The organism is Bdellovibrio sp. KM01 (assembly GCF_013752535.1).
GTDB lineage: Bacteria > Bdellovibrionota > Bdellovibrionia > Bdellovibrionales > Bdellovibrionaceae > Bdellovibrio.
On the sequence record NZ_CP058348.1, the window covers coordinates 3,220,634 to 3,242,876 of the forward strand.

Genomic DNA, 22,243 nt, shown 5'->3' on the forward strand with positions numbered 1-22,243 from the left:
TGCGTGACCAATACTAATAGCGGTCACTTTCTATGAATTGGGGTTGGAAAATGGCATTAAAAAAACGAGTGGAACCTTTGAGATACAAGGTTTCTTTGAAAACGAAAGACCGATTTGCGATTCCCGAAAAGCTGATTCCAGCAGATTTCGCGAGTGCCCTGAAAAGCTTTTTTAGTGATGAATTAGTCGTTCGTAAAGCCGCCTACGTATTAGTCGAACGAAATCATGAATTTAGTTATCTGATTGCTATTGATTTTAAAGTCTATCCAGACGAAGCCGAAGAACAGTTGCAAAATCTTAAAAAACGCTTGGGACAATTTGTAAAAATTCAATATCAAGGCAAATGGCCCTTGGATTTTGGAGTCTGGTCTGACGGAGTCTTTGATTTTGCCGTCAGCCAGAAACCAGAACTGCTTTTGTACTCTAAAAAATAACAATTCACGGCCCGTTTCTGGAATTTAGTTCAAGAAGAGCCGCCGCAGTCCTTAGAGGACAACCTCAAGTTTGTTTTCGGATAAAACTGCTTCTGTCGGTGTCAGATCAATAATGTGCGGGGAAATTTTAAGACCTTTTGTTGAAGCCTCACGCAATAAGCGGCCATACTCGGGATCAATATCATCAGCCGGCGAGAAAGTTGCACAGTCATGGCGTTGCACTGTGAATACCAACTCGGCTGTGTGTCCTTGTTCCATCAAGGCCATCAACTCACGCAAGTGTTTTTGCCCACGTTCAGTCACGGCATCTGGAAACTTCGCAACACCGTCTTCACCCAACGTCACGTTTTTCACTTCAATAAAATGCATTTTGTCGGTGTCTTTTTTCTTAAGCGCGAAATCCAAACGTGTTTCGGCAGAAATTTTGTATTCTGGTTTCGCTTCATCAAAGGCAGCCCAGTGAGCAAACCCTGGCACTTCGTGATGAGGCCTACCGATGGTGTTGAGGACGGCCTCTTTAACCACTGTATTTGGAGTCGCTGTATTAACCCCTACCCATGAACCTGTCGGAGACTTAATCATCTCCAGAGTGAATTTCAATTTACGTTCTGGGTTGTCGGATTCTGAAAAGAGGCACAATTGACCGGGGTTATTGACGCTTTTCATGCTCCCCGTGTTGGGAACGTGCGCCACAATGGTCTGACCCTCAAACTCGATATCGGCAAAGAAGCGTTTATAGCGTTTTAGGAAGGTGCCTTCCTTGAGTTTACGAGAATATTTCATGGGACCCCCAAAATGATTTGTAAAATAACAACGCCAGAGCCCGAAATTCAACCCTCAAACCGCTATGTTGCAGAGGGAAAAACAATTTATTTATGCACAGCATTAATCGGTGCAAATGAGCCCCCATCGCAATAGAAGGGAGTGTTTGATTTTAAAGGCTAATATTGAAAGGAACTCCCTGTATGGCAACTGATGTAAAACTGCCTGAACTTGGCGAAGGCGTCACTGAAGGTGAATTGGTTAAATGGTTGGTTCAACCTGGTGATTCTGTAAAAGCAGATCAACCTATCGCTGAAGTATTGACTGACAAAGCAACTGTAGAGGTTCCATCTCCAGTCGCTGGCACTGTAAAAGATTTGAAATTCAAACCGGGCCAAGTTGTTAAAGTTGGTTCGACGATGATCGCTCTTGATGCTGGTGGCGCAGCTAAAGCGGCAGCTCCGGCTCCTGCGGCAGCGGCTCCTGCTCCAAAAGCAGCAGCTCCTCAAGCATCCGCTCCAGCTCCTGCAGCTGGTGGTAAAGCACAAGACGTAAAACTTCCTGAACTTGGTGAAGGTGTTACTGAAGGCGAACTAGTAAAATGGTTGGTTAAATCTGGTGACTCTGTAAAAGCGGATCAAGCGATCGCTGAAGTTCTAACTGACAAAGCCACTGTTGAAGTTCCGACTCCAGTTGCAGGCGTTGTTGGCGAATTGAAATTCAAAGCCGGCGACGTTGTTAAAGTTGGTTCAGTAATGATCACTTTGACTGGGGCAGGTGGCGCGGTAGCGGCTCCGGCGGCTCCAGCTCCTCAAGCTTCTGCTCCGGCAGCGGCAAAAGCGGCAGCTCCAGTTGCTACTTCTTCTGCTTCTGCAGCTAACGGCATCTTCCCGCCGGTTGCTGATTCTAAAGTTCTTGCGACTCCGGCGACTCGCCGTCTTGCTCGCGAAACGGGTGTTGATATCAATGGTCTTTCTGGTTCTGGTCTTGCTGGCCGTGTCACTCGTGAAGACGTTTTGGCAGCAGGTGGTTCCGCGGCAGCGGGCAGTGCCGCAGCGACGGCAGGCGCGAAGGCTGGAGCAACTATGACTATTCCAAGACCAGCTTACCAAGGCCAAGCTGGTGCAGCTGAAGAGCGCGTAGCTCTTATCGGTATCCGCAAACGCATCGCTGAAAACATGCAGCGTTCAAAACAAATCATCCCTCACTTCACTATCATGGATGAAGCTAAGGTTGATTCATTGGTTGCGCTTCGTGAGTCTTTGAAAGACTTCGCTGAGAAAAACGGAACTAAGATCACTTATCTTCCAATCGTGATGAAAGCGATGGTAGCAACGATCCGTGAATTCCCAATGTTCAACGCTTCTATCGATGATGCTGCTGGTGAAATCGTTTACAAAAAATACTTCAACATCGGTTTCGCAGCTGACACTCCGACAGGCTTGGTAGTTCCAGTTATCAAAAACGCGGATCAAAAAACGATTCTGGAGATCTCTAAAGAAATCATCGACCTTTCTAAACGTGCTCGTGATGGCAAGTTGAAACCAGATGAAATGAAGGGCGCTTGCATCACTGTGACGAACATCGGTTCAATCGGTGGTACTTACGCCACTCCAGTGATCAACCACCCTGAAGTGGCGATCCTTGGTATGTACAAAATCGACGAAAAACCGGTTATCAAAGATGGCCAGTTGAAAGCGATCAAAACAATGAACTACACAATGACTGCCGATCACCGTTTGATCGATGGCGCATTGGCTGCAAGATTCTTGGCTGCCTTCATCGGCCGTATCGAGAACCCAGGTAAACTTTTGGTGGAGATGCTATAAGGTGAAAAACCTTGTTCTTGTCCTTGTATCCCTGCTGCTAACGTCTTGTGCTGCTCTTGAGCAGAACTACAAAAACACATGTGCTTCCTATGACTGGGAAGCCATGGGTTCACGAGACGCTCTTGCCGGCGAAAGCATGCAATCCAGCGTCCTTTCCCAATGCATGCAGCATGGAATTCCTGCGACAAGAACGGCCTACGATCAAGGTTACGCTCGTGGCCTTATGCAGTTCTGCACTTATGAGTACGGAATCTATTGGGGCCGCGAAGGTAAGGATTACGAGAACACTTGCACTCCTTCCGTTGCGAATAACTTCCTAGCAGGATATTCCAAAGGAAAAATGGAGTATCAGCGTCTTCAAGTCGCAAAAGCTCAAGTTGTTGCGATTCAAAGAGCCAGCGGACAATCCTGCACTTTCGATAGTGATTGTGAAATCAAAATCGAATGCAAAATGTCCAGCAGTGCTCCTTATAGCAGACAGTGTGCAGGTAACGGGAAAACCTGCAACTTCGACTCTGATTGCACACTTCCCGGCAGTTGTTCTTTTAACACCTGCACGAATAGATAAATTTAAAAGGAATTCATATGCAAAATTTTGACGTAGTAGTAATTGGTGCGGGTCCCGGTGGTTATGTTGCCGCTATCCGCTCTGCGCAACTTGGTTTTAAAACAGCAGTTATCGAACGTGAGTTCTTGGGTGGCGTGTGCTTGAACGTGGGTTGTATCCCATCTAAAGCCATGATCACGGCGACTCACCTTTTGCACAAAGCTCAGCATAACTTCAAAGATATGGGCTTGATGATCAAAGGCGATATCAATGTTGATATGAAACAACTTGTGAAGTGGAAACAATCCGTTTCAGACAAAATGTCGAGCGGTGTTGGTCAACTTCTTAAAGGTTACGGCGTAACTCACATTAAAGGCGACGCTGAATTCAAATCTTCTAAAGAAATCTCTGTTAAGTCATCTGCAGGCACTGAAGCTATCCAAGCTAAGTACTTCATCGTGGCTACAGGTTCTCGTCCAATTGAAATCCCTGGTTTCAAATTCGACGAAAAAGACATCTGTTCTTCAACGGGCGCTTTGGCATTCGACGAAATTCCAAAACGCGTGGCAGTTATCGGTGGTGGCTACATCGGTCTTGAGATCTCTTCATACCTACGCAAACTAGGAACTGAAGTGACTGTGATCGAAGCAATGCCATCATTGCTTGCTGGTGTTGTTGATCCAGACTGTGCGAACATCGTTGTACGTAAGCTTGATAAAGCGGGCGTAAAAATCATGTACGGTGCAAAAGCTAAATCTCAGAAAAAAGCTAAAGACGGTTACGAAGTGACTGTTGAAATCAACGGTAAAGAAGAAGTTGTTAAATGCGATAAGATCCTAGTCACTGTTGGACGTCGTCCGAACGGTGACCAAGCGAACTTGAAAGCTGCGGGTATCGCAGTTGACGAGCGTGGCTTTGTTAAAGTGGATGCTCAACGCAGAACAAACGTTCAAAACATCTTTGCTATCGGTGATATCTGTGGTCAGCCAATGCTGGCTCACAAAGCTTCACACGAAGGTGTGTTGGTTGCTGAAGTGATCTCTGGCGCGAACCGCGTTTACGACGCGAAAACAGTTCCAGCAGTTGTCTTTACAGATCCAGAAATCGCATCTGCAGGTATGACTGAAGCTGAAGCAAAAGCCAAAGGTCACACGGAGCTTAAAATCGGCAAATTCCCATTTGGTGCCAACGGCCGCGCTGTCAGCATGATGGAAACCGAAGGCTTCGTAAAAATGATCGCTGATGCAAAAACGCATGTACTTCTAGGTGTTCACATCGTGGGCCCTGAAGCTTCGAACTTGATCTCTGAAGCAGTTCTTGCGATCGAGATGGGCGCACGCATTGAAGACTTGGCTCTTTCAATCCACCCTCACCCAACATTGGGCGAGACGATCATGGAATGTGCTGAGGCAACATTGGGTCACGCAATCCACATCATCCAAAAGCCTCTGAAGAAATAGGTACGGACACACTTTTGGTAGCAATAGCGCATCAAAAACTAAAAAGGGAGTTCACATGAACTCCCTTTTTTTATTTTTAGACCATCTACATATCTAGTGGATTGTCGGATTTTGGCTTCGCGGTTTTTTCTTTACCGAACAGGATGTCTAGACTCAGATTGACCGTTGTTGTTGGTGCAAATCCGTCGTCATACTTCCAGGCGCAAAGTGGAGAGATCTCCACAAAGATCCAATTCAATTTTCTGAATCCCGTACGATAAGTAAAGCCTGCTGTATAAGCGTCCGTGTACATCTCAAGTTTGATTGAACGCATGTTGAATCTTAAATCAAAAGAGAACAGGCTTTTATCCTGAAAGCTGTAAATCCAAGAAGGCCCTTGAGTCGTACCAAACACCGATGGCTCACTCATGTACCAATTCGCTTCATTCACGAAACGTAAAAGGAAATAACGGCTGTAAGCATAGTCCGATGCCAAAGAGACTTTACTTGCCCAGTAAGTTTGTGAATCCCAACCAATCTCGTCGAGTAAGTGATGGACCACGTTTCCAGTCAGATAATTTCGACTGGCGCGAAGCTTTCCATAATACCCCACAGGCCAGCTCCAACGAATCCCCGTCTCTGTAGCGAAATCCCAGGGATTTTGCTCTTTAAATTCTTCGGGAGTGATGAAGTCCTCGTCAAACATGGGAGCTGGTGCCTCGCCAGGCTTACGATTCCAATAGTCATTGAACGCGCGCTCTTTCGCTTTTAAGTTTGGCAAACTTAAGATGAGAGATGTCGACACCGTGTTTTCGTGTTCGCCCGTGGTCGCATTATATAAAACTCCCGTCGAGAGTTTTAAGCTGCTGGAGTAATACTCATCCAAGGCACGCGAATTTCCGAACAAACCGTCGACTTTATTTGCCAGCAAGATCACACGATCTGAAACCACTTTACGTGAATCAGTCATGAATCCACGACTTTGATTATCGGATTTTCGTTTTTTTCGAGTTTTCTTAGGGGGAACAGAGGCAGCTGGCGCCAATTGGTTTTGTGCAACCTGCGTACTCGGAACATCAGAGACCGCTTTAGAATCAGGGGCTATCGTCGCCATTTGCGAATACGCTGGAGAAGATAGCAATAATAAAGCAACGACAAACCTAAGCGACAAATAAACCTCTGACACTGATCATATAAGATCAGTGTCAGTTGTCACTCATTCATGTTTATCTTTCAACGATTGCTGTTACACCCATACCGCCAGCAGTACAGATCGAAATCAATCCACGACCACTGCCTTTTTGGGAAAGCATTTTCGCAAGCGAAATCAGGATACGGCCACCCGTCGCAGCGAATGGATGTCCAAGCGCCAAGGATCCACCATTCACGTTCAGTTTACTGCGATCAATGGAGCCCAGTGCTTTGGTCAGACCCAATTTCGTGCGGCAATACTCTTCGGATTCCCACGCTTTCAACGTACAAAGAACCTGACCTGCGAAAGCCTCGTGAATTTCATAAAAATCAAAATCCTGCAAAGTCAGACCGTTACGCTCAAGCATACGAGCCACAGCATAAGTAGGAGCCATTAACAGACCTTCACCGCCTACGTAATCAACGGCCGCAACTTCAGCGTCAGTCAGATACGCGAGCACTGGCAAATAATGTTTCTGAGCGAAGTCTTCACTGCCCAACAAAACTGCGGAAGCGCCATCTGTCAAAGCGGTACTGTTCCCTGCCGTCAAAGTACCTGTTCCCGTTTTATCAAAAGCAGGTTTCAGTTTTGCCAGTTTTTCCAATGTCGTATCACCGCGAACCAAAGTATCTTTTTTCAAACCTTTGAAATCAAATACCAGGTCTTTAAAAAATCCAGCATCCCAAGCTTTTGCGGCATTCTGATGGCTGGCCAAAGCAAGCTTATCCTGCTCCTCTTGAGAGATGTGCCATTCTTTCACCATAAGCTCTGTATGTTGCCCCATGGAAAGACCCGTGCGCGGCTCAACCACCACAGGAAATTTTGGCTTAATGTCATTGATCGAAAGTTTGGCGAATTTGCCCAAGCGACCCATTAATGTTTTTTCTTTTTGCGCATCCATCAACTTCCAAGTGAATTCGTGCGGCAGTACGCCTTGAATATCACTATTTGTATCCGTCCCGCCGGCAATACCAGATTCAATTTGGCCGGCAGCGATTTTCAAACCGATGTGCCAAGCTGTTTCCAATCCTGTACCGCAAGCTCTTTGCACATCGTATCCTGGCGTATGAGGATCAAGACCAGAGCTCAAAACGCTTTCACGAGTCATGTTCCAGTCTGCAGCATTTTTCATAACTGCCCCAGTGGAAACATCACCCACACGAACGCCTCTAATGTTGGTTTTATTAACAAGGTCTTGCAGCACAGCCGTCATCAACTCTTGGTTGGATGTACGTACATAGTTTGTCTGAGACTTTGTAAATGGAGTTCTGGAACCTGCTAGAATCGCAATCGGACGCATCTGTTTCGTTTTCATACAATGTCCTTTATGTAGGCTTGATTATCTACCTATCGGTAGGTAGAATATACCCAAAGCCCCTCACGCGCAACCCCTATCCGGAGGCATAAAATGGAGACCAAGACCCAAGCCATTGAAATAGCTAAAAACTACCTCCAATTGCGCGGCTATAATGGTTTTAGCTTTCAGGACATCGCCGACAAGCTGGGGATTCGCAAAGCGAGCCTGCATTACTATTTCGCCTCCAAGGAAGACCTGGGCCTGGCCCTGCTCGAAGACTATACCCAGTCTTTTCAACAATGGGTCGAAAAGCACGAACAACGTGGTCCTTTGGAGAAAATCAAAAAATTCATCGACATGTACCACTCTTTCTCCCAAGACAGCTTAAAAGTCTGCCCCGGCGGAGTGCTATGCATCGACTACAATACGCTTCCAACAAAATTACAGAAAGCCGTGGTTCATTTCCAAGAACAAAACCAAGCTTGGCTTGAAACCCAAATCAAAAAAGCTCAAAAGCTTTCTGAAATCAAAAAAGACCTAAACCCCAAAGATACAGCCATACTATTAATAAGCACCTGCCAAGGCAGCCTTCAATTAGCCAGAATGCAAAACAACCCCAAGCTAATGAAGGCAACTGGACTTAATCTAATTTCCCTCATCGAGAAGTAACTTTTCGAACTCCCGCCGTTAGCGGTGCGAAAAGAAACTAGACGAATCAAAAGTCCTGAACATATGTGAAGCAACGTGAGTGTGGTTCCAAAGTGGTGCTACCCTAGAGTCCTGGGTATTTTTCATGGAGGAAAAATTTGAACCACTTATCGCGCGTTCTTATCGTGTGTGCACTCTTGCTTGCATCAACTTTCGCTTCCGCAGCTCAACAAGTAAAAGAATGGAACATGTTGGTATTTCTGAACGGAAACAACAATCTTGATTCGTTCGGTCCAATGAATATCAATCAAATGGAACAAGTTGGCTCCAATGAAAACTTGAACATCCTGGTTCAGTGGGCCTCAGCTAAAAAAAGCAGCGTTTCCCGTCTTTTAATTCAAAAAGACAATGACACAAACAAAGTCACTTCCCCTGTTGTTCAAAACATGGGTGCGGTTGATATGGGTGACTGGAAAGAATTGGTTAAATTTGTAGAATGGGCTAACCAAAACTACCCTGCAAAAAAATACTTCGTGGTTGTATGGGATCACGGCGGTGGCTGGCACTTGGCTTCTATACCTGGTATGAAACCAATGGATATTTCTTGGGATGATAATACTGGCAACAACATCACGACTGAACAATTGGGTCAGGCGATGGCTGAATCTGCAAAAATCCTGGGTCACAAAGTAGACATTTACTCCTCTGATGCGTGCTTGATGGGTATGGTTGAAGTGGCATCTGAAATGTCTGAATCCGTTCAGTACTACTTGGGTTCTCAAGATGTCGAGCCAGGTGCTGGCTGGCCATATGCGACTTTCTTGACGAAATGGGCGCAAGACCCAATGATGAGCGCCGCCGACCTTGTTAAAGTTCACGCTGCAGACTATTTGGCTGCATACAATGGCGGAGTTTACGGCAATCGCAAAGTGACGATGTCGGCTTACGATCTATCTCACATCGATTCTTACGAACAATCTTTGAAGCAACTTAGCACAGAGCTAGCAGGATTGGACAACGCTGCTTTAGCGAAGGTGGCTCGCTCTGCCAAAAACGCCAAGCTTTTCACATACTGGGACTACCGTGACGTGATTGATTTCATCGATCTTGCGACAAGAAACGGAATCACAACTCCAGCGATGCAATCCGTCCGCGACGCTCAAAACCAGTTCGTGATCGCCAACAGCCAAAACCAAGATTCAAAAACTTGGGGAGTTTCTATCTGGCTTCCGTCCAACAGCTCGGACTATTCCGGATATATCGAACGCTATCATGGCTTAAAATTCAACCAGAGAACAAACTGGGCTGATTTAGTCACTAAGATCCAAGGTAAATAAAAAAAGGGGCCAACAGGGCCCCTTTTCTCTTTTCATGCATAAAAGTTCCCATGAAAAACAAAGGCCACAGGGAATCTCTGTGGCCTCCCCTCTTACGGACACTTTCTGTGCCCTTTATCAAAGGCTCCTTGGTACATCCCTTGTACTCTTCTAAATCAACTCCCTAGCCCTTACAAAACGGGGCCTTAAGAGGAATATAGAAGGAGATGGCCTGTGCTACTGTCGAAATCCTTTACAGCTGATAAACGCTTTGCGATCCCGTGTGGATTGATCATCGCCTTTGTCTTAAGCTTGGGGTCGATAGCCAACGCCGCAGAATCCTGCACTTCCATATTTTCTGAAGGAAACGCTTGGCCACCGGCCAATTGGAAACAGCACCTTCAAGAGGTCAAAGTTCACGCAAAATCTCAACCCATGGGAAATGTTCAGCGAAAATATGTTGAGACCCCCGCTGATGATCCCCGTCTTTATTATAACAAGTATGGTGAACACCATGTCGACTCGACGAAAACAAACTGGGAGTTCAGTTCTTTTTTAGAAGCTGATATTCAGGCGGAAGTCCAATCCGTCAGTCAGAAGTATCAATACGTCGAATCGCACAATTCAACGGGCGGCCCGTATCTTTTTAAAAACACCCAATCTCAGCGCGAATTCATCGTTTATGATATCCCTCGCCTGAGCGAATTTCCTTCATCTAAAAAATATTCCGCGGCCCTAGAAAAATACCTGGGCCGTATTGAAAAAATCGTTGAAGAAGGAATTTGGAATAAGGACCTCGATAATTTCTTCCACGGAACAAATCCCCTTCAAAATGGAAAAATGCGAGAAAAGATTGCTCAAGGTAAAACCCTCAAAGCAGCTCGCTCGACATTTCTGTCTGCCCCAACACACGTCACGGCGTTTCCTGTCGAATTAATTCCAGGAACCAAGATGGGACGAATTGCTTTTCGCGAAGAGTGGGACCAAGGCGACATGGTTACAACCGTTATCCGCACCCAGATCGTAGGATCTACAAAAGCTACCGAAGCCTTGATGCTAAAGGGGAAAGAAGAACAAAAGAAATGGGTGATCGATTTAATTTCAGAAATTTATCCAGATTACGTCGACCGTCGTCACTGGACAGAGTCTTTTATTAAAGCAGACTTTAACGAGGTCTTAGAGACATTGAACTCAACAACGTATGTCATGGTCCGAGCAAAAGGCGCCTCTGGCAAACCTGGTGAACTGTTGGCCGCTTTAGGAATCAACAGAGCCCCCTATGGAAAAGCACAAATGCGTGACCCACAAAGTGGACGATGGATGGAGTTCACAGGATCGTTTGGTTCAACGGTTTACGATTTAAATCCGACAGCACAATCCACAATTCCCGCTGATATGGGCCTTATCCGCGAAGGCAAGGTGCCTTTGCTAAAGATGGAAGCGTATCTTGGTGAAGGATTCAGAATGCCACGTCCCTCCGTAATTGAAGCCGTCAAGTTCGATAACAACTCTCCTCGCTTTGTTAATGGCGAGTTCGTCGGCAAGCAACCGGTCTATATGAGCTCCGGAGAAATTTTTGAACCTGTTAAATTCTATTTATCAAGAACGAATCAAATGCGTGGCGAGGCTTTGACGAGTGTGTTCTCTCACATCGCTGATCTTTTAATTCAGCCGGATCGTGATCACCGCCCCGCAGAGCTTGGCCAAGCGATGTACACGTTTAATCCAAAAACAGAGGGCTCCCGTCTGTATACAAAACGCGGAATGAACTTGATGAAAGAATATGGCAGCGCTGAAAAAGACGGAACAGAATGGCATATCTTCGGTTCCAGCATCGAAAGCTATTTGAACAACTTCCACCATCCCGATTTAACAGAACGAGAGAATAAAGAAGCCGCGCAGTCTTTGTACCGCCTGCGACGTTACTTCAAAGTATATACTGAAGAGAACACAATCACAACTATGACTGAAGAGCAATTTCAAGCCTGGCAAAAAGAGCAAGACGAATAAAAAGGGACCACCAAGGCCCTTTGTACTCCTGACGTTAAAGAAAAGCCCAGCTTAAACTGGGCTTTTCAATTTTTTGAGATCAAAGTTCTCTGATAATTATTTTACGCAAGAATAGTAAACTTGGTATTGGCCTTGTGGAAGATCTGCGCTGAATACCATGTTCACACCTGACACTGTGTAAGCACCAGCGTATGGCTGACCGTCTTTAAGAACAGAGATCGATCTTACTGAGTCAACCACTGGAGCACATGACAGAGTGAAAGTTTTCAATGTTTTGCGAACACCGTCAGCGATACCAGACACTTGAGCTGCGTAATCAGAGGCACACACGTCACCGATCACACCACCCGTTAATTTAGAGATCTGTTCGTAACGGTAACCGTAAGCATAACCATTCGTAGACTTACAAGCTGTATCACCAGGGCGAGTGATGATGGAGTGGAAGCTGAACGCTTTTTGACCACCATAAGTTTGACCGATGAAGTTCAACAAGGATTGTGGATCATTTTTAGTACCGTTTTTAGATTCATCTTCGTCAGAGATCGTAAGGACTGCCAATTGAGCGTCAGGGCGTACGAAGTTCACGTTACCACCGCTTTGAGACAATGATCTTTCGATCGCACGGTAAGTTACATAGATCGCTTGCTCGTCACCGCTACCAACCTCAGATCTTTGCAAAGTTGCACCCAACAATGTTTGCGCTTCAGCGTCAGCCATTGCAGAAGTCAGGATGTACTGACCTTTTTTACCAGTCAATTGCACCAAGCGACCGTCACCCAAAGTGATATCACGAGGATCTGTTGTCGTAACCGCAATCTGCCAGTCCAAACCTTTCATAACACTGAGAAGGTTTTTCACACGGCTCGCCATATTTTTTTGTTCGTATTCCATAGAACCGGAGTTGTCGATCACGATCAACAAGTCCACTTTTTTGTTCGGAGTAACTTGGACATTTTGAACAAGTGATTTGTATTTTGAAGACACATCAAAAGTAATGGATTTTGCAGATGAATGAGCCAATTTATCTGTTGCTGTAACTGCAAGGGTGTATGTACCAGAAACCATACTGGGAACCTTGATCGTATTTGTACCTGCTGCACAAGTTTTGGAAACTCCTGCGAACGAGCAAGTCACTTTATCAACACCAGAACCCGCATCGGATACTGTGAATACGATTTCTACGTCAGAACCTTCTTCAACAGTTGAAGTTGGGTATTTGGCGAAAACGATTTCAGGACCCGCTTCGTCAATCAGGATGCTGGCATTCAAACACTCAGAAGTACGACCGTCGTAGTCTTTATACATAACGCTCAAAGTAACATTCTGATTAGTCGATGCACTTTGATACATTTTAGAATCAACGAATGGCTCGTAAGAACCATTAGAACAATCAGCACCAGTGGAAAGCTTTAAGTAAGCTGCACTGAAAACAGAGATGAAGTTAAGCTCAAGCTTTGCTGAATCTGTTAGTTTTGCGCCGTTATTGATTTGGAATACCGCTGCTTCACCAGATGGTGGAGCTGGCGTTGCCGAAGGGCTTGGTTCAACTGTAGGAGTTGGAGAAGGTTCAGTCACTACACTGAAATCACTGTTTGTATTGCTGCCGGAGCCAGCACTACCGAATTCGACGCTACCTTGGTTTTCTAAACATGCCGTCAGGTTGAAAGTCATTGCTAGTAGTAAGGCCCATCCTAGATTCTTCATCTTCCGCTCCTCATGTGCGAGTACACATACATTGTTGCGATATCTTCAGATGATTTTCAAAGCAATCTCACTCTGGGAATGTTTCGTAAACTCCTTAGACAAAGGCGCGAATTTGGCCGTCAAAAAGTTCGCCACTCCCGATAAAACTCAGTCAGAGCGCGGGTTTGCGGGCACACCAATGTTAGAATGTCTTATTATTGGAATGACGGCGCGGAAGCCCGGAACTTGCGAACCAGGGGCATAATCAGAGTTTTGTGATTGATGCCGCTATCCAGGCACACATCGAAAAAATCCAGCAAATCTTTTGTGGTATTCGCTTCGATATCGCCATCAAGGAAGGCCATCGACCAATCACCGAACAGACGTTTATCACTGCGCTCTTCGATCAAAATTTTCAACGTGTGATTGCGATTGTCACGACGGATGATGTTCAACAAAGCTTGAATCTTAGCTTCGTCACCCTCAAGAACCTGCAGGAAATAACCTTCGCGCAAAATAAGAACGCCCGAGATATCATCTCGAGCGTTGTTTTTACGTGAAGAATTAAGAATATTACGGATATCCGTATAACTGAGACTCTCGGCCGCGTAACTGACGTAAACGAGATGAAATACTGAGCTCATTACTTAGGAATCGCGAAATCTTTTGCCATCATGATAACAGCTTCACCTTTAACAACCATGTCGCCGTTTTCTTTAGTCACATTCGTTTCAACTGTCGCGATGCCTTTTTCTTTGCGCATAGCTGTAATTCTGATTGTGATTTTGATGGTGTCATCGATGAAAACCGGATTAACAAATTTCATCGATTGACCAAGATAGATACCGCCCTCACCGATGCACTCTACAAGAGCTCTGGAAATCAGAGCTCCGCAGATCATTCCGTGAGCGATACGACGGCCAAAACGAGTTTGAGCCGCGTAAGCATCGTCCAAATGAATAGGATTATGATCTCCAGACAATTCAGCAAATTGACGAACCATTTTATCCGTCACTTTAACTGTCGCTGAGTTCGTGAAACCTACATCAATATTTGGAACCTGCATCTCTTACTCCTACAAAATATTCGCTGCCAATTCTGCAAGTGGCGAACGTTCACCTTTAGTCAGTGTTACGTGTGCCGCAATTGCATGGCCTTTAAATCTTTCAACCGCATACGTTAGACCGCTGTTCGCTGAATCCACGTAAGGGTTATCAATCTGATAAACGTCACCAGTTAGGACTACTTTTGTCCCCTGACCGGCACGCGTAACAATTGTCTTGATCTCGTGCGGAGTCAAGTTTTGAGCTTCATCCACGATCAGGTATTGTTTTGGAATGCTGCGACCGCGAATATAAGTCAGCGGCTCAATGTTTAGCATCCCCTGATTGATTAATTCCTGAGCACGACCAGCTGCTTTTTTGTCCGCACCCATCAGAAACTCTACGTTATCGAAAATTGGTTGCATCCAAGGATTCAGTTTCTGCTCGATGTCACCAGGAAGGTAACCGATGTCGCGACCCATGGGGAAGATCGGACGAGATACCAGAAGTCTTTGGAATTGCCCTTGATCCAGAGTTTTATGAAGACCTGCGGCGATCGCCATCAAAGTTTTACCCGTACCGGCTTTACCCACCAAAGATACGAACATGATTTCATCGTTCAACAGGCAATCCAAAGCGAAAGCCTGCTCCACATTGCGAGCATGAATACCCCAGATAGAGTCAGCCGCTTGCATCAAGGGAACAACTGCTTTTTCAGCCAGGCTGTAACGACCTATCGCTGAATGATTTGGATTCGATGAATCCTTCATGATCACGTATTGATTCGCCAAAAGCTTTACGTCTGTTTCGAAACGTTTTTCTTTATAGAAAGCATCGATTTGCGCCGGAGTGATAGCGATCTCTTGATAACCTTCGTACAAGTCATCACGGTTGATATCGTTTGCGTCGTAGTCAGTTGCGATCACACCATAAACGTCAGCTTTGATACGAAGATTGATATCTTTCGTAATCAATTCAACTTTATAGCGAGGATGTTGTTTTTGAAGTGCCAGAGCCGTATTCAAGATACGGTTGTCAGCTTTTTGAGCATCCATCTCTGCCGGCATACCTGCAAGCATGTAGTCCGTGTTGATGTAAACCATGGTTTCAGAGTTATCGATCTGAACACCACTTGCCAAAGAGCCCTTACCACGAAGTACGTCGATAAAGCGGCTGAATTGACGGGCATTTCGACCGTTCTCACCTTGGTCTCTTTTAAATCTGTCTACTTCTTCGATAACGGAGATAGGAATGTGAACGTCTGCTTCTCCAAAGCGCATGATGGCCTGGGCGTCGAACAGGATTACATTGGTATCGACAACAACTTTTCTGCGTTTAGCTTTGCTCAAACAACCCTCCGTAGTTAGAGCCCCGCGTGGGACTCTTAAAAAGACAAATGGGACTTGCGGCATCCTAGCCGGTGGTGAATCCCACATAAGCGCTCAGCAAGAGCGCTTACAATCCCACAGCTAAATTGCAACAAATCCCACGACCAAAGTCTACGGAAAAGGTTTCCTAATCGAAATTAATAGAACTAAGAAATATTTGAAACTTGAACGTCACCAGAGTCTGTTTTCAAAGACGCGCTGACGTTTTCGATGAACTTCACAAAATGATGAAGCGCAACATCATTCAAAGTGCCTTTCACGAAGTTAGCACCATGACGAACAGTGCCTTCATCTTCGATCACGCGCACATTTGAAACGTTGATAGTGAACGGGAAATATGTGGAGTGGTTAAGATAAACACGCATCGCCACTTCTTCATCCATTTGGAATGAACCTTCTTGAAGATCCATATCGAAGGCCAAACCATTTTCAGAGATGTCGTACAAAGCCACTTTCATCAGGCCTTGTTCAGGGAGCACTACGAACGCACCCACGAACTCAGTCAAAATGGTGCGCTTCACATCACGACGCTCACGACTTAGCATTTCTTGGCGAGCTTCGGTCATATCTAGGACCTCACCCTTGCTGCCTTTGTGGCCAATTTCCAAAGAATTCTGAGTTCTTAGGCGTTCTGTAATGTCTAAAACTTTCCCCATTTATCCCCCTGTATCGATAAAGACTTATCGGCAGAAAACGTTTCAACTTTAGCCACCTTGCACTTTAGTCCAGTTCCGGCTTAAAATGAGACAATGAAGAGGATCCACGCCTTTATATTCGTAACCATGGCGATCAGCTTACTGCTGCATCTGGGACTGATCACGGGAGTGATTGTCTGGGGCCCTCTATTCTCGCCTCCGAAACCAGAGACGATCGAGATCTCTTTGGATACGCCTCCTCCAACGGCTCCTTCAAAACAATCGAAAAACAATCAGCAGATTGTGCGTAAATCATTGGTACCCGATCAACTAAAGGCTCCGGATGACGACACTTTAGCGAGATTTCTTTCCGAGCAACGCCAACGCGTGAAGAAAGAAATGCAGGCCTCTGATAACGGTATGACAGAGAACCGCACCAACACCTCGACGCTTCCGAAAAAGTCAGTGACTCCACCGAAGCAGGCGCAAAAAGCCCAAGAGAAAACTCAGGTCGATAAAAACGACACCGACAAAAATGGTTATCGCACAGTGGACATCACCAAAGAACTGGCCGAGATGAATGCTCTTAATCAAGGGCAATCCACTGTGGGAGAGTCTTTGCCGACGGATGTGAAAATTGGTTCTTTCACGGCTTTGAATACGGATCGCTATTTATTTTATTCTTTTTATGCGCGCATCGAAGAGCTGGTTCGCTATCGCTGGGAAACCCGCGTGATGACGACGATCAACGGCATGGATCCCGCTTTGGCGATGAATTTAAGTCGTCGCAACTGGAATACTCAGGTTGAGTTCTTGTTAGACAAACGAGGCTTTTTGCAAAAAGCAATGGTCATGAAAGAGTCTGGAGTTAAAGGATTCGATGCTGCTGCCGTGAATGCCTTTAAGGAAGCCCGTGTCTTCCCAAATCCTCCCCAAGAAATGATCGAAGAGGATGGCTACATTCACTTGCGCTATACATTCACAGTCAACTACGCACCACCCACATTGGTGAACAGCCGCTAGCCGTGTTTTCTTGGAACAAATTTTAAAGCTGCAGAGTTAATGCAGTAACGAATTCCCAATGGTGGCGGACCGTCATCAAAGACATGTCCCAAATGCCCGTTGGAATCTTTCGCACGCACCTCAGTTCGAATCATGCCGTGAGAAAAATCGGGTTTTTCCACCACCACGTCAGGTGAAATAGGTTTGGTAAAACTGGGCCAGCCACACTCTGAATCAAATTTATCATCGCTGGAAAAAAGCGGCACACCGGAAACCGCATCCACGTATACACCGGGTTCTGTGTGATTCCAAAATTCATTTCCAAAAGGTGCTTCGGTGCCGTTCTCGACCATGATCCGATATTGTTCAGGGGTCAGGAGTTTTTTCAATTCAGCTTCGTCTTCGGGCAATCCGCACTTCAATACTTTTTCATTCATAGGACCATAGTAGGACTTCTGCTTCCTTTAGTCCAGAGAGTGGCAGATTTCATGTCACTCACCACTAAGCCTTGGTAATATCAAAGGAATATGAATAGATTTTTATTCGCTTCACTATGTGCTTTGTTATCTGTGACTGCTTTTTCTTTTTCCGCTCACGCCATCGCTATCGAGTTGGGTGCGCAGTACGGCCACAAGACACAAACTTATGACACGAACAACTACAATGAAATGGAATCTATGACGGGCTCCATGTCGTTCTATTTGTGGGAACGTATTGCTCTGGAGCTTAGTTACACCGATGCGCAATCTGTCGTTGTGTCGAAAGCCTATGCCTCTGATCCAAAGCGTACGACGATTCAAAGATCGCAAATTTTGGGTTCTGATTTGATCCTGATTTTGGCAGACAAAAAAGCCTTGTTCCAACCCTACATCAAGGGTGGCTTGGCACAGATCAATCGTAAGCAAACGATCAAAATCGAAAACCAAGATACTTACGAAAATGAACCTGACAGTGCCGTGGCTCCATCTTATGGTGTGGGTTTAAAAATTTCGCTCACGGAAACTTTCGGTATCAAACTGAGTTACGACGCTTGGGAAACTCCGATCGGCGGGGGCTCTAAAACCAACGACTCTGCAATCCGCGCCGGCGTCACATGGATGCTGTAAAATATCTGCTTGTGCTATTACCCTTGCTTGCAGGCTGCCAGATTAATTACCTGGCAAGCTCGGGCTACAATCAGATGAAACTCCTTAATGCCCGCGTCCCTATCGACGCAGCCCTGAAAGATCCAAAAATCAGCGATCAAGAAAAACGCAAACTGGAACTCGCCCAAAAAGCACGCGCCTTCGCAGAAAATGATTTACACCTAAAGCCCACAAAAAATTATACCAGCTACGTAAAACTTGATCGCCCTTACGTCACCTATGTTGTGAGTGCTGCGTATAAATGGGAATTAAAGCATTATCAGTGGTCTTATCCCTTCGTAGGCAAAATGCCTTACAAAGGTTACTTCAACGAAGAAGACGCAAAAATCCAAGAACAAGAACTGCAAATCGAAGGCCTCGACACTTACATGCGCGGAGTTTCGGCCTATAGCACTCTGGGGTGGTTCAACGATCCGCTGCTAAGCTCTATGTTAAGATATAAAGATTATGATCTGGTAAACACCATCATTCACGAAACCGTGCACGCCACGTTGTACATTAAGGGCAACGCCGACTTCAACGAAAGCTTAGCCATGTTCCTGGGCAACAAGGGTGCAGAACAATATTATCTAAAAACCGAGGGCGACAACTCCCCCACACTCGCTCAAATCAAAAAAGACAACGAAGACGACAAGATCTTTTCCAAGTTCATCAGCGAAGAACTAAAAGACCTGGCGACTTGGTATAAAGATCTGCCACCCGCAGAACACATCGAAGAAAAAAGAATGGCCAGAATCCAAGCCATCCAAGAAAAATTCAAAAAAGAAGTGCTACCAACCATGCACACTAAAAACTACGAAAAGTTCACCACAGCAAAACTAAATAATGCCCGCTTATTAGTCTACAAAACCTATATGCAAGACCTGGCCGACTTCGAAACCCTGTACCAACAAAGCGGCAAAAGCATGCAAGTATTCATAGAAAAATGCAAAGCTCTCGAAGGCGAAAAAGACCCCGCAAAAAAACTAAAAGAATTAATTGGCACAAAATCTGAATCCGAGCTCAACGCCAATATTCCATCAGCAGAAATCCAACAGGACCAAAAGAAAAAAGAATCCAAAATCCCCACGCACTAGCGTGCGCGAAAATCGAACAATCGAAAATCGAAAATAGAGTTGAACATCGACTCCACTGGAGAAAGTAAGTCCGTACCTTTTGGGCTCCACCCGAGAAGGACAATTCGACACCGAATATTTAGTCTAGCTTTCCAAAACCGCACCACGCGCCCCGATGCGGAATCTTTATGGCGACATATATATGATGCAATTCTGTCTGCAGGAATCTGGATGAGCAGTATAATCGATCTAATGATGAACGAGGCTTCCCGTGTTGACTGAGGAGCGCCTCCGTCGAGTTCCGCAGTCCTTTGTAGTCAACACGAAGCCATCCATATAATCGAGCGAGGACTGTCCGAGTAAGGAGGCGCTCCTCAGTCAATACGGGAAGCCGCCGCGCACCCATAAGATTTCCTTATATGCCCCATAACAAATTCCGAAAAACATAAATTAAATCATATATTTAGAGTCATTTTGGCTCTGCGGAAGTGGCACCGAGATTGCTATAAAGAAAGGCGTAGGCACGTTGGTTTGGGGGAACGAATTTACGATGTGCCGGGGGGAGTTACAAAGCTCTTCTGGGAAAAAAATTCAGGAAGTTAACCGAATTTATACAGAAGCGAGTCTTATATGCAGAAAGATCTAATAGGGTTATCGGATCTTGAACTGGTTGAAAAAGTGAAGTCTGGAGACAGAAGATCTTTTTCCGAACTCGTGAAACGACATCAGAGAAGTGTACTGCGACTGAGTTTGAGATTCATGAAGGATACGGATGCCGCTGAGGACGTGACTCAGGAAGCTTTCATCAAAGCTTACGAAAAACTAAATTCCTTTGAGGGTCGTGCTTCTTTCAAGAGCTGGTTATTTCAGATCGCGGTAAATACTGCACGCAACAAATTGCGCGAATTCAAAAGAGACACTGTTGATTTTGAAGATGCTAATTTGGCAGTAGATGCGGAGGCTGAAAACACTCTCGTTCACACGGCGGTTGCTGACATCCTTCAGAAAGAAGTAGAAAAGCTGCCGATGAAACAGAAAACAGCTTTGGTTCTGCGCGTGTATGAGGATCTTAGCTTTAATGAAATTGCTGATATTATGGAATGTCCATATGACACAGCTAAGGCGAACTACCGCCATGCCTTACTAAAACTACGTCAGACTTTTGAGGAACAAAATGACCTTAAAAGCTGGAGTGAAGAAGTTGGTGGCTTCTTCCAAACATACGCAGAAGCGGAAGGATAAAAAGCGAATGGATCAAAGAGAGACCATGAATCGTTTAGATAAAGTCCGCAAAGGTCTTAAGGCAAATGACGACCTTGAGATGACTATGAGTGATGATTTTTTTGATCGGCTCCATGATAAAATTATGATGGAAGTCGAACAAAAGGTGATCGAGCCAACACCGATGTTGATGCGACCGCGAAATATGTTGCGCGCACATTGGCGTGGTTGGCTTTATCCTACCGGGGGACTTATGTCTGTCGTTTTAGCAGCGACACTCTTGGTTCCTCATATGGCAAAAGTAAATCAGGGTATGCAGCGTGCCGGCTTACTAAGCGATGGCCGCGAAAGAATTGTCACGGAAGCGATTTTATCACCTGAAGACTTGTCCCAGACTTTAATCTCCAGTCAGACGGAATCTGACTTTTTTGTGGACGTAGCCAGCGAATCATCTCAAACTTTAACGATAGCTAAACTCAATAAAATTGTGGGTGGTCGAGCAACACGCTGACCCTCCCAAGGGTGAAGATCGTGCGCTGGATTTATTCTGCTTTCATTTTAACAACATTCTTGATGCAGCCTCTGGCTGTTTTCGCCCAAAGCGCACCGTCAGGGGCCAAGCGAAACCAGCTTGAGGAGCTCATGATTTGGAAAATGAGTGACGAGCTGAAACTTTCAGCGAACGAAGAAAAAAAATTCTCTGAGATCATCAAGGATCTCAACAAACGAAAATCAGAACTAAGTAAAACTCTTCAGTCATCCTTAGCATCACTAGGAAACATCAAAGATGCCAAGAAACTTGAAGCAGAGTTCTCCTCTTACAAAAAAAGCTTACAGGCATTTAACAAAATCAGCGAAGAAGAGCTGGATAAACTAAAACCACTCCTGGGGACTGAACGCACTGTTCAGTATCTGCAAATTAAGCAAGATATCGCGACCAGAATCAAAGCGACCTTGACCAACCCAGATGCTCCATTGAAAGATGAGAAGAAGCCACTGCCGGCTCCTAAATTAATCATCGAGTAGAATCCCTATGTCCCTGCAATTGTCATTTTCTATCGCCGACAAAACGACGACGATTTCGCTCAAAGGACCTTTGAACGAATACTCATCCGCATTGGATGGTGTGGAAGTGAATCCGCAGTTTGATTTGAATTTAGATTTAAAAGATCTCACTTCGATCAATTCATTAGGAATCAGAAATTTTCATTCGTGGATTTACAGCATTGAATGCCAGCGTTTGCGACTGCTTCACTGTCCGCGTGTTTTCGTTCATCAACTCAATCTTGTGAACGGCTTCTTACCGCCGAAAGCAGAAATTGAAAGCTTCTTTGTTCCCTATTTTTCAGAAGCTTCTGGAGAAGAAACCTCGGTGCTATTCACCAAGTTCTTGGAATACAAATCGGTGGATGGAAAAACCAAAATCAGCTTCCCAAAGGTAACAGATTCGCAAGGAAACCCCATGGAATTAGACGTTCTTGAGGAAGTTTACTTTCGTTTCCTGGATTTCTACAGCTAACTAAACAACTCCTGGAGCACTAGAGCCGCGCGGAATTCACGGCTCAGCGCAATAATTAATGCAAAATTCTGATTTGTG

23 protein-coding genes are annotated in these 22,243 nt (G+C 45.3%); 14 read left to right on the plus strand and 9 right to left on the minus strand.

The genetic code is table 11. The features are described 5' to 3' along the window. The first annotated feature begins 50 nt into the window (after positions 1 to 50). Positions 51 to 434 carry an enhanced serine sensitivity protein SseB C-terminal domain-containing protein gene (locus tag HW988_RS15485; protein ID WP_181605080.1) on the plus strand — a complete coding sequence of 128 codons (384 nt, stop codon included), beginning with the start codon at positions 51 to 53 and terminating at the stop codon, positions 432 to 434. Between the two features lie 51 nt (positions 435 to 485). On the opposite strand, the gene sfsA is transcribed toward HW988_RS15485, so the two are convergent. Further along, the gene (sfsA, locus tag HW988_RS15490) at positions 486 to 1,217 is read right to left on the minus strand and encodes a DNA/RNA nuclease SfsA (protein ID WP_181605081.1); all 732 of its coding nucleotides are present in this window, start codon (positions 1,215 to 1,217) and stop codon (positions 486 to 488) included. Between the two features lie 182 nt (positions 1,218 to 1,399). On the opposite strand from sfsA, the gene HW988_RS15495 reads away from it, so the two are divergent. Genes HW988_RS15495 through lpdA form a run of 3 tightly spaced genes read left to right on the plus strand, consistent with a single transcriptional unit; the run spans position 1,400 to position 5,032 of the window. Further along, complete coding sequence (locus HW988_RS15495; RefSeq protein WP_181605082.1) at positions 1,400 to 3,025, plus strand: 2-oxo acid dehydrogenase subunit E2; 1,626 nt, start codon at positions 1,400 to 1,402, stop codon at positions 3,023 to 3,025. Position 3,026: 1 nt separating this feature from the next. Continuing rightward, a complete protein-coding gene (locus tag HW988_RS15500; protein ID WP_181605083.1) occupies positions 3,027 to 3,593 on the plus strand; it encodes a DUF2799 domain-containing protein in 567 nt (188 codons plus the stop codon). Between the two features lie 17 nt (positions 3,594 to 3,610). Continuing rightward, positions 3,611 to 5,032 (plus strand): dihydrolipoyl dehydrogenase, encoded by a 1,422-nt coding sequence (lpdA, locus tag HW988_RS15505; RefSeq protein ID WP_181605084.1) that lies wholly within the window; start codon positions 3,611 to 3,613, stop codon positions 5,030 to 5,032. Positions 5,033 to 5,117: 85 nt separating this feature from the next. On the opposite strand, the gene HW988_RS15510 is transcribed toward lpdA, so the two are convergent. Both HW988_RS15510 and HW988_RS15515 read right to left on the minus strand, forming a co-directional pair. Next, positions 5,118 to 6,125 (minus strand): hypothetical protein, encoded by a 1,008-nt coding sequence (locus HW988_RS15510; RefSeq protein WP_181605085.1) that lies wholly within the window; start codon positions 6,123 to 6,125, stop codon positions 5,118 to 5,120. Positions 6,126 to 6,237: 112 nt separating this feature from the next. Further along, positions 6,238 to 7,518, minus strand: a complete 1,281-nt coding sequence (locus HW988_RS15515) for an acetyl-CoA C-acetyltransferase (RefSeq protein WP_181605086.1) — start codon at positions 7,516 to 7,518, stop codon at positions 6,238 to 6,240. A 93-nt stretch (positions 7,519 to 7,611) separates the two neighbouring features. Here HW988_RS15515 and HW988_RS15520 point away from each other — a divergent pair, with 93 nt between their 5' ends. The 3 genes from HW988_RS15520 to HW988_RS15530 all read left to right on the plus strand — a co-directional run bounded on the left by HW988_RS15520 (position 7,612) and on the right by HW988_RS15530 (position 11,474). Continuing rightward, positions 7,612 to 8,169: a TetR/AcrR family transcriptional regulator gene (locus HW988_RS15520; protein ID WP_181605087.1), complete on the plus strand. Its 558-nt coding sequence runs from the start codon at positions 7,612 to 7,614 to the stop codon at positions 8,167 to 8,169. A gap of 137 nt (positions 8,170 to 8,306) precedes the next feature. Continuing rightward, positions 8,307 to 9,485, plus strand: a complete 1,179-nt coding sequence (locus tag HW988_RS15525) for a clostripain-related cysteine peptidase (protein WP_181605088.1) — start codon at positions 8,307 to 8,309, stop codon at positions 9,483 to 9,485. 213 nt (positions 9,486 to 9,698) lie between these two features. Continuing rightward, positions 9,699 to 11,474, plus strand: a complete 1,776-nt coding sequence (locus HW988_RS15530; RefSeq protein ID WP_181605089.1) for a hypothetical protein — start codon at positions 9,699 to 9,701, stop codon at positions 11,472 to 11,474. A gap of 96 nt (positions 11,475 to 11,570) precedes the next feature. Here the strand turns inward: HW988_RS15530 and HW988_RS15535 are convergent, their stop codons facing one another. The 5 genes from HW988_RS15535 to HW988_RS15555 form a co-directional block, all read right to left on the minus strand. After that, positions 11,571 to 13,178 carry a hypothetical protein gene (locus HW988_RS15535; protein WP_181605090.1) on the minus strand — a complete coding sequence of 536 codons (1,608 nt, stop codon included), beginning with the start codon at positions 13,176 to 13,178 and terminating at the stop codon, positions 11,571 to 11,573. 194 nt (positions 13,179 to 13,372) lie between these two features. Next, positions 13,373 to 13,801, minus strand: coding sequence for a BLUF domain-containing protein (locus tag HW988_RS15540; protein ID WP_181605091.1), 429 nt, complete (start codon positions 13,799 to 13,801; stop codon positions 13,373 to 13,375). Further along, positions 13,801 to 14,223 (minus strand): MaoC family dehydratase, encoded by a 423-nt coding sequence (locus HW988_RS15545; protein ID WP_181605092.1) that lies wholly within the window; start codon positions 14,221 to 14,223, stop codon positions 13,801 to 13,803. The genes HW988_RS15540 and HW988_RS15545 overlap by 1 nt, the downstream gene beginning before the upstream one ends. A 9-nt stretch (positions 14,224 to 14,232) precedes the next feature. Continuing rightward, on the minus strand, positions 14,233 to 15,612 hold the full coding sequence (locus tag HW988_RS15550) for a PhoH family protein (protein ID WP_181605093.1): 1,380 nt from the start codon (positions 15,610 to 15,612) through the stop codon (positions 14,233 to 14,235). Positions 15,613 to 15,734: 122 nt separating this feature from the next. After that, the gene (locus tag HW988_RS15555; protein WP_181605094.1) at positions 15,735 to 16,244 is read right to left on the minus strand and encodes a PilZ domain-containing protein; all 510 of its coding nucleotides are present in this window, start codon (positions 16,242 to 16,244) and stop codon (positions 15,735 to 15,737) included. A gap of 93 nt (positions 16,245 to 16,337) precedes the next feature. On the opposite strand from HW988_RS15555, the gene HW988_RS15560 reads away from it, so the two are divergent. Then, positions 16,338 to 17,246 (plus strand): energy transducer TonB, encoded by a 909-nt coding sequence (locus HW988_RS15560; protein ID WP_255490060.1) that lies wholly within the window; start codon positions 16,338 to 16,340, stop codon positions 17,244 to 17,246. On the opposite strand, the gene msrB is transcribed toward HW988_RS15560, so the two are convergent. Further along, on the minus strand, positions 17,243 to 17,662 hold the full coding sequence (msrB, locus tag HW988_RS15565) for a peptide-methionine (R)-S-oxide reductase MsrB (protein ID WP_181605095.1): 420 nt from the start codon (positions 17,660 to 17,662) through the stop codon (positions 17,243 to 17,245). The genes HW988_RS15560 and msrB overlap by 4 nt on opposite strands. Before the next feature lie 90 nt (positions 17,663 to 17,752). Between msrB and HW988_RS15570 the strand changes: the two genes are divergently transcribed. From HW988_RS15570 to HW988_RS15595, 6 genes are all read left to right on the plus strand, one after another. Further along, on the plus strand, positions 17,753 to 18,331 hold the full coding sequence (locus HW988_RS15570; RefSeq protein ID WP_181605096.1) for an outer membrane beta-barrel protein: 579 nt from the start codon (positions 17,753 to 17,755) through the stop codon (positions 18,329 to 18,331). Continuing rightward, positions 18,319 to 19,446, plus strand: a complete 1,128-nt coding sequence (locus HW988_RS15575) for an aminopeptidase (RefSeq protein WP_255490061.1) — start codon at positions 18,319 to 18,321, stop codon at positions 19,444 to 19,446. Before HW988_RS15570 ends, HW988_RS15575 begins: the two co-directional genes overlap by 13 nt. A 609-nt stretch (positions 19,447 to 20,055) precedes the next feature. Further along, positions 20,056 to 20,667: an RNA polymerase sigma factor gene (locus HW988_RS15580; RefSeq protein WP_142701386.1), complete on the plus strand. Its 612-nt coding sequence runs from the start codon at positions 20,056 to 20,058 to the stop codon at positions 20,665 to 20,667. Positions 20,668 to 20,692: 25 nt separating this feature from the next. After that, positions 20,693 to 21,157 (plus strand): hypothetical protein, encoded by a 465-nt coding sequence (locus HW988_RS15585; RefSeq protein ID WP_255490062.1) that lies wholly within the window; start codon positions 20,693 to 20,695, stop codon positions 21,155 to 21,157. Positions 21,158 to 21,288: 131 nt separating this feature from the next. Continuing rightward, the gene (locus HW988_RS15590; protein ID WP_255490063.1) at positions 21,289 to 21,672 is read left to right on the plus strand and encodes a hypothetical protein; all 384 of its coding nucleotides are present in this window, start codon (positions 21,289 to 21,291) and stop codon (positions 21,670 to 21,672) included. A 7-nt stretch (positions 21,673 to 21,679) separates the two neighbouring features. Beyond that, entirely contained in the window at positions 21,680 to 22,165 is a 486-nt protein-coding gene (locus HW988_RS15595; protein WP_181605098.1) for a hypothetical protein, read from the plus strand. Positions 22,166 to 22,243 lie beyond the last annotated feature (78 nt).

Excerpts from the sequence above, each read along its gene's own strand:
- HW988_RS15495 (WP_181605082.1), top strand. The coding sequence starts at position 1,400 with ATGGCAACTGATGTAAAACTGCCTGAACTTGGCGAAGGCGTCACTGAA.
- lpdA (WP_181605084.1), top strand. The coding sequence starts at position 3,611 with ATGCAAAATTTTGACGTAGTAGTAATTGGTGCGGGTCCCGGTGGTTAT.
- HW988_RS15520 (WP_181605087.1), top strand. The coding sequence starts at position 7,612 with ATGGAGACCAAGACCCAAGCCATTGAAATAGCTAAAAACTACCTCCAA.
- HW988_RS15570 (WP_181605096.1), top strand. The coding sequence starts at position 17,753 with ATGAATAGATTTTTATTCGCTTCACTATGTGCTTTGTTATCTGTGACT.
- HW988_RS15510 (WP_181605085.1), bottom strand. The coding sequence starts at position 6,125 with ATGGCGACGATAGCCCCTGATTCTAAAGCGGTCTCTGATGTTCCGAGT.
- HW988_RS15585 (WP_255490062.1), top strand. The coding sequence starts at position 20,693 with ATGAATCGTTTAGATAAAGTCCGCAAAGGTCTTAAGGCAAATGACGAC.
- HW988_RS15545 (WP_181605092.1), bottom strand. The coding sequence starts at position 14,223 with ATGCAGGTTCCAAATATTGATGTAGGTTTCACGAACTCAGCGACAGTT.
- msrB (WP_181605095.1), bottom strand. The coding sequence starts at position 17,662 with ATGAATGAAAAAGTATTGAAGTGCGGATTGCCCGAAGACGAAGCTGAA.
- HW988_RS15595 (WP_181605098.1), top strand. The coding sequence starts at position 21,680 with ATGTCCCTGCAATTGTCATTTTCTATCGCCGACAAAACGACGACGATT.
- HW988_RS15535 (WP_181605090.1), bottom strand. The coding sequence starts at position 13,178 with ATGAAGAATCTAGGATGGGCCTTACTACTAGCAATGACTTTCAACCTG.
- HW988_RS15580 (WP_142701386.1), top strand. The coding sequence starts at position 20,056 with ATGCAGAAAGATCTAATAGGGTTATCGGATCTTGAACTGGTTGAAAAA.
- HW988_RS15550 (WP_181605093.1), bottom strand. The coding sequence starts at position 15,612 with ATGCCGCAAGTCCCATTTGTCTTTTTAAGAGTCCCACGCGGGGCTCTA.
- HW988_RS15590 (WP_255490063.1), top strand. The coding sequence starts at position 21,289 with ATGATTTGGAAAATGAGTGACGAGCTGAAACTTTCAGCGAACGAAGAA.
- sfsA (WP_181605081.1), bottom strand. The coding sequence starts at position 1,217 with ATGAAATATTCTCGTAAACTCAAGGAAGGCACCTTCCTAAAACGCTAT.
- HW988_RS15555 (WP_181605094.1), bottom strand. The coding sequence starts at position 16,244 with ATGGGGAAAGTTTTAGACATTACAGAACGCCTAAGAACTCAGAATTCT.
- HW988_RS15515 (WP_181605086.1), bottom strand. The coding sequence starts at position 7,518 with ATGAAAACGAAACAGATGCGTCCGATTGCGATTCTAGCAGGTTCCAGA.
- HW988_RS15485 (WP_181605080.1), top strand. The coding sequence starts at position 51 with ATGGCATTAAAAAAACGAGTGGAACCTTTGAGATACAAGGTTTCTTTG.
- HW988_RS15540 (WP_181605091.1), bottom strand. The coding sequence starts at position 13,801 with ATGAGCTCAGTATTTCATCTCGTTTACGTCAGTTACGCGGCCGAGAGT.
- HW988_RS15560 (WP_255490060.1), top strand. The coding sequence starts at position 16,338 with ATGAAGAGGATCCACGCCTTTATATTCGTAACCATGGCGATCAGCTTA.
- HW988_RS15575 (WP_255490061.1), top strand. The coding sequence starts at position 18,319 with ATGGATGCTGTAAAATATCTGCTTGTGCTATTACCCTTGCTTGCAGGC.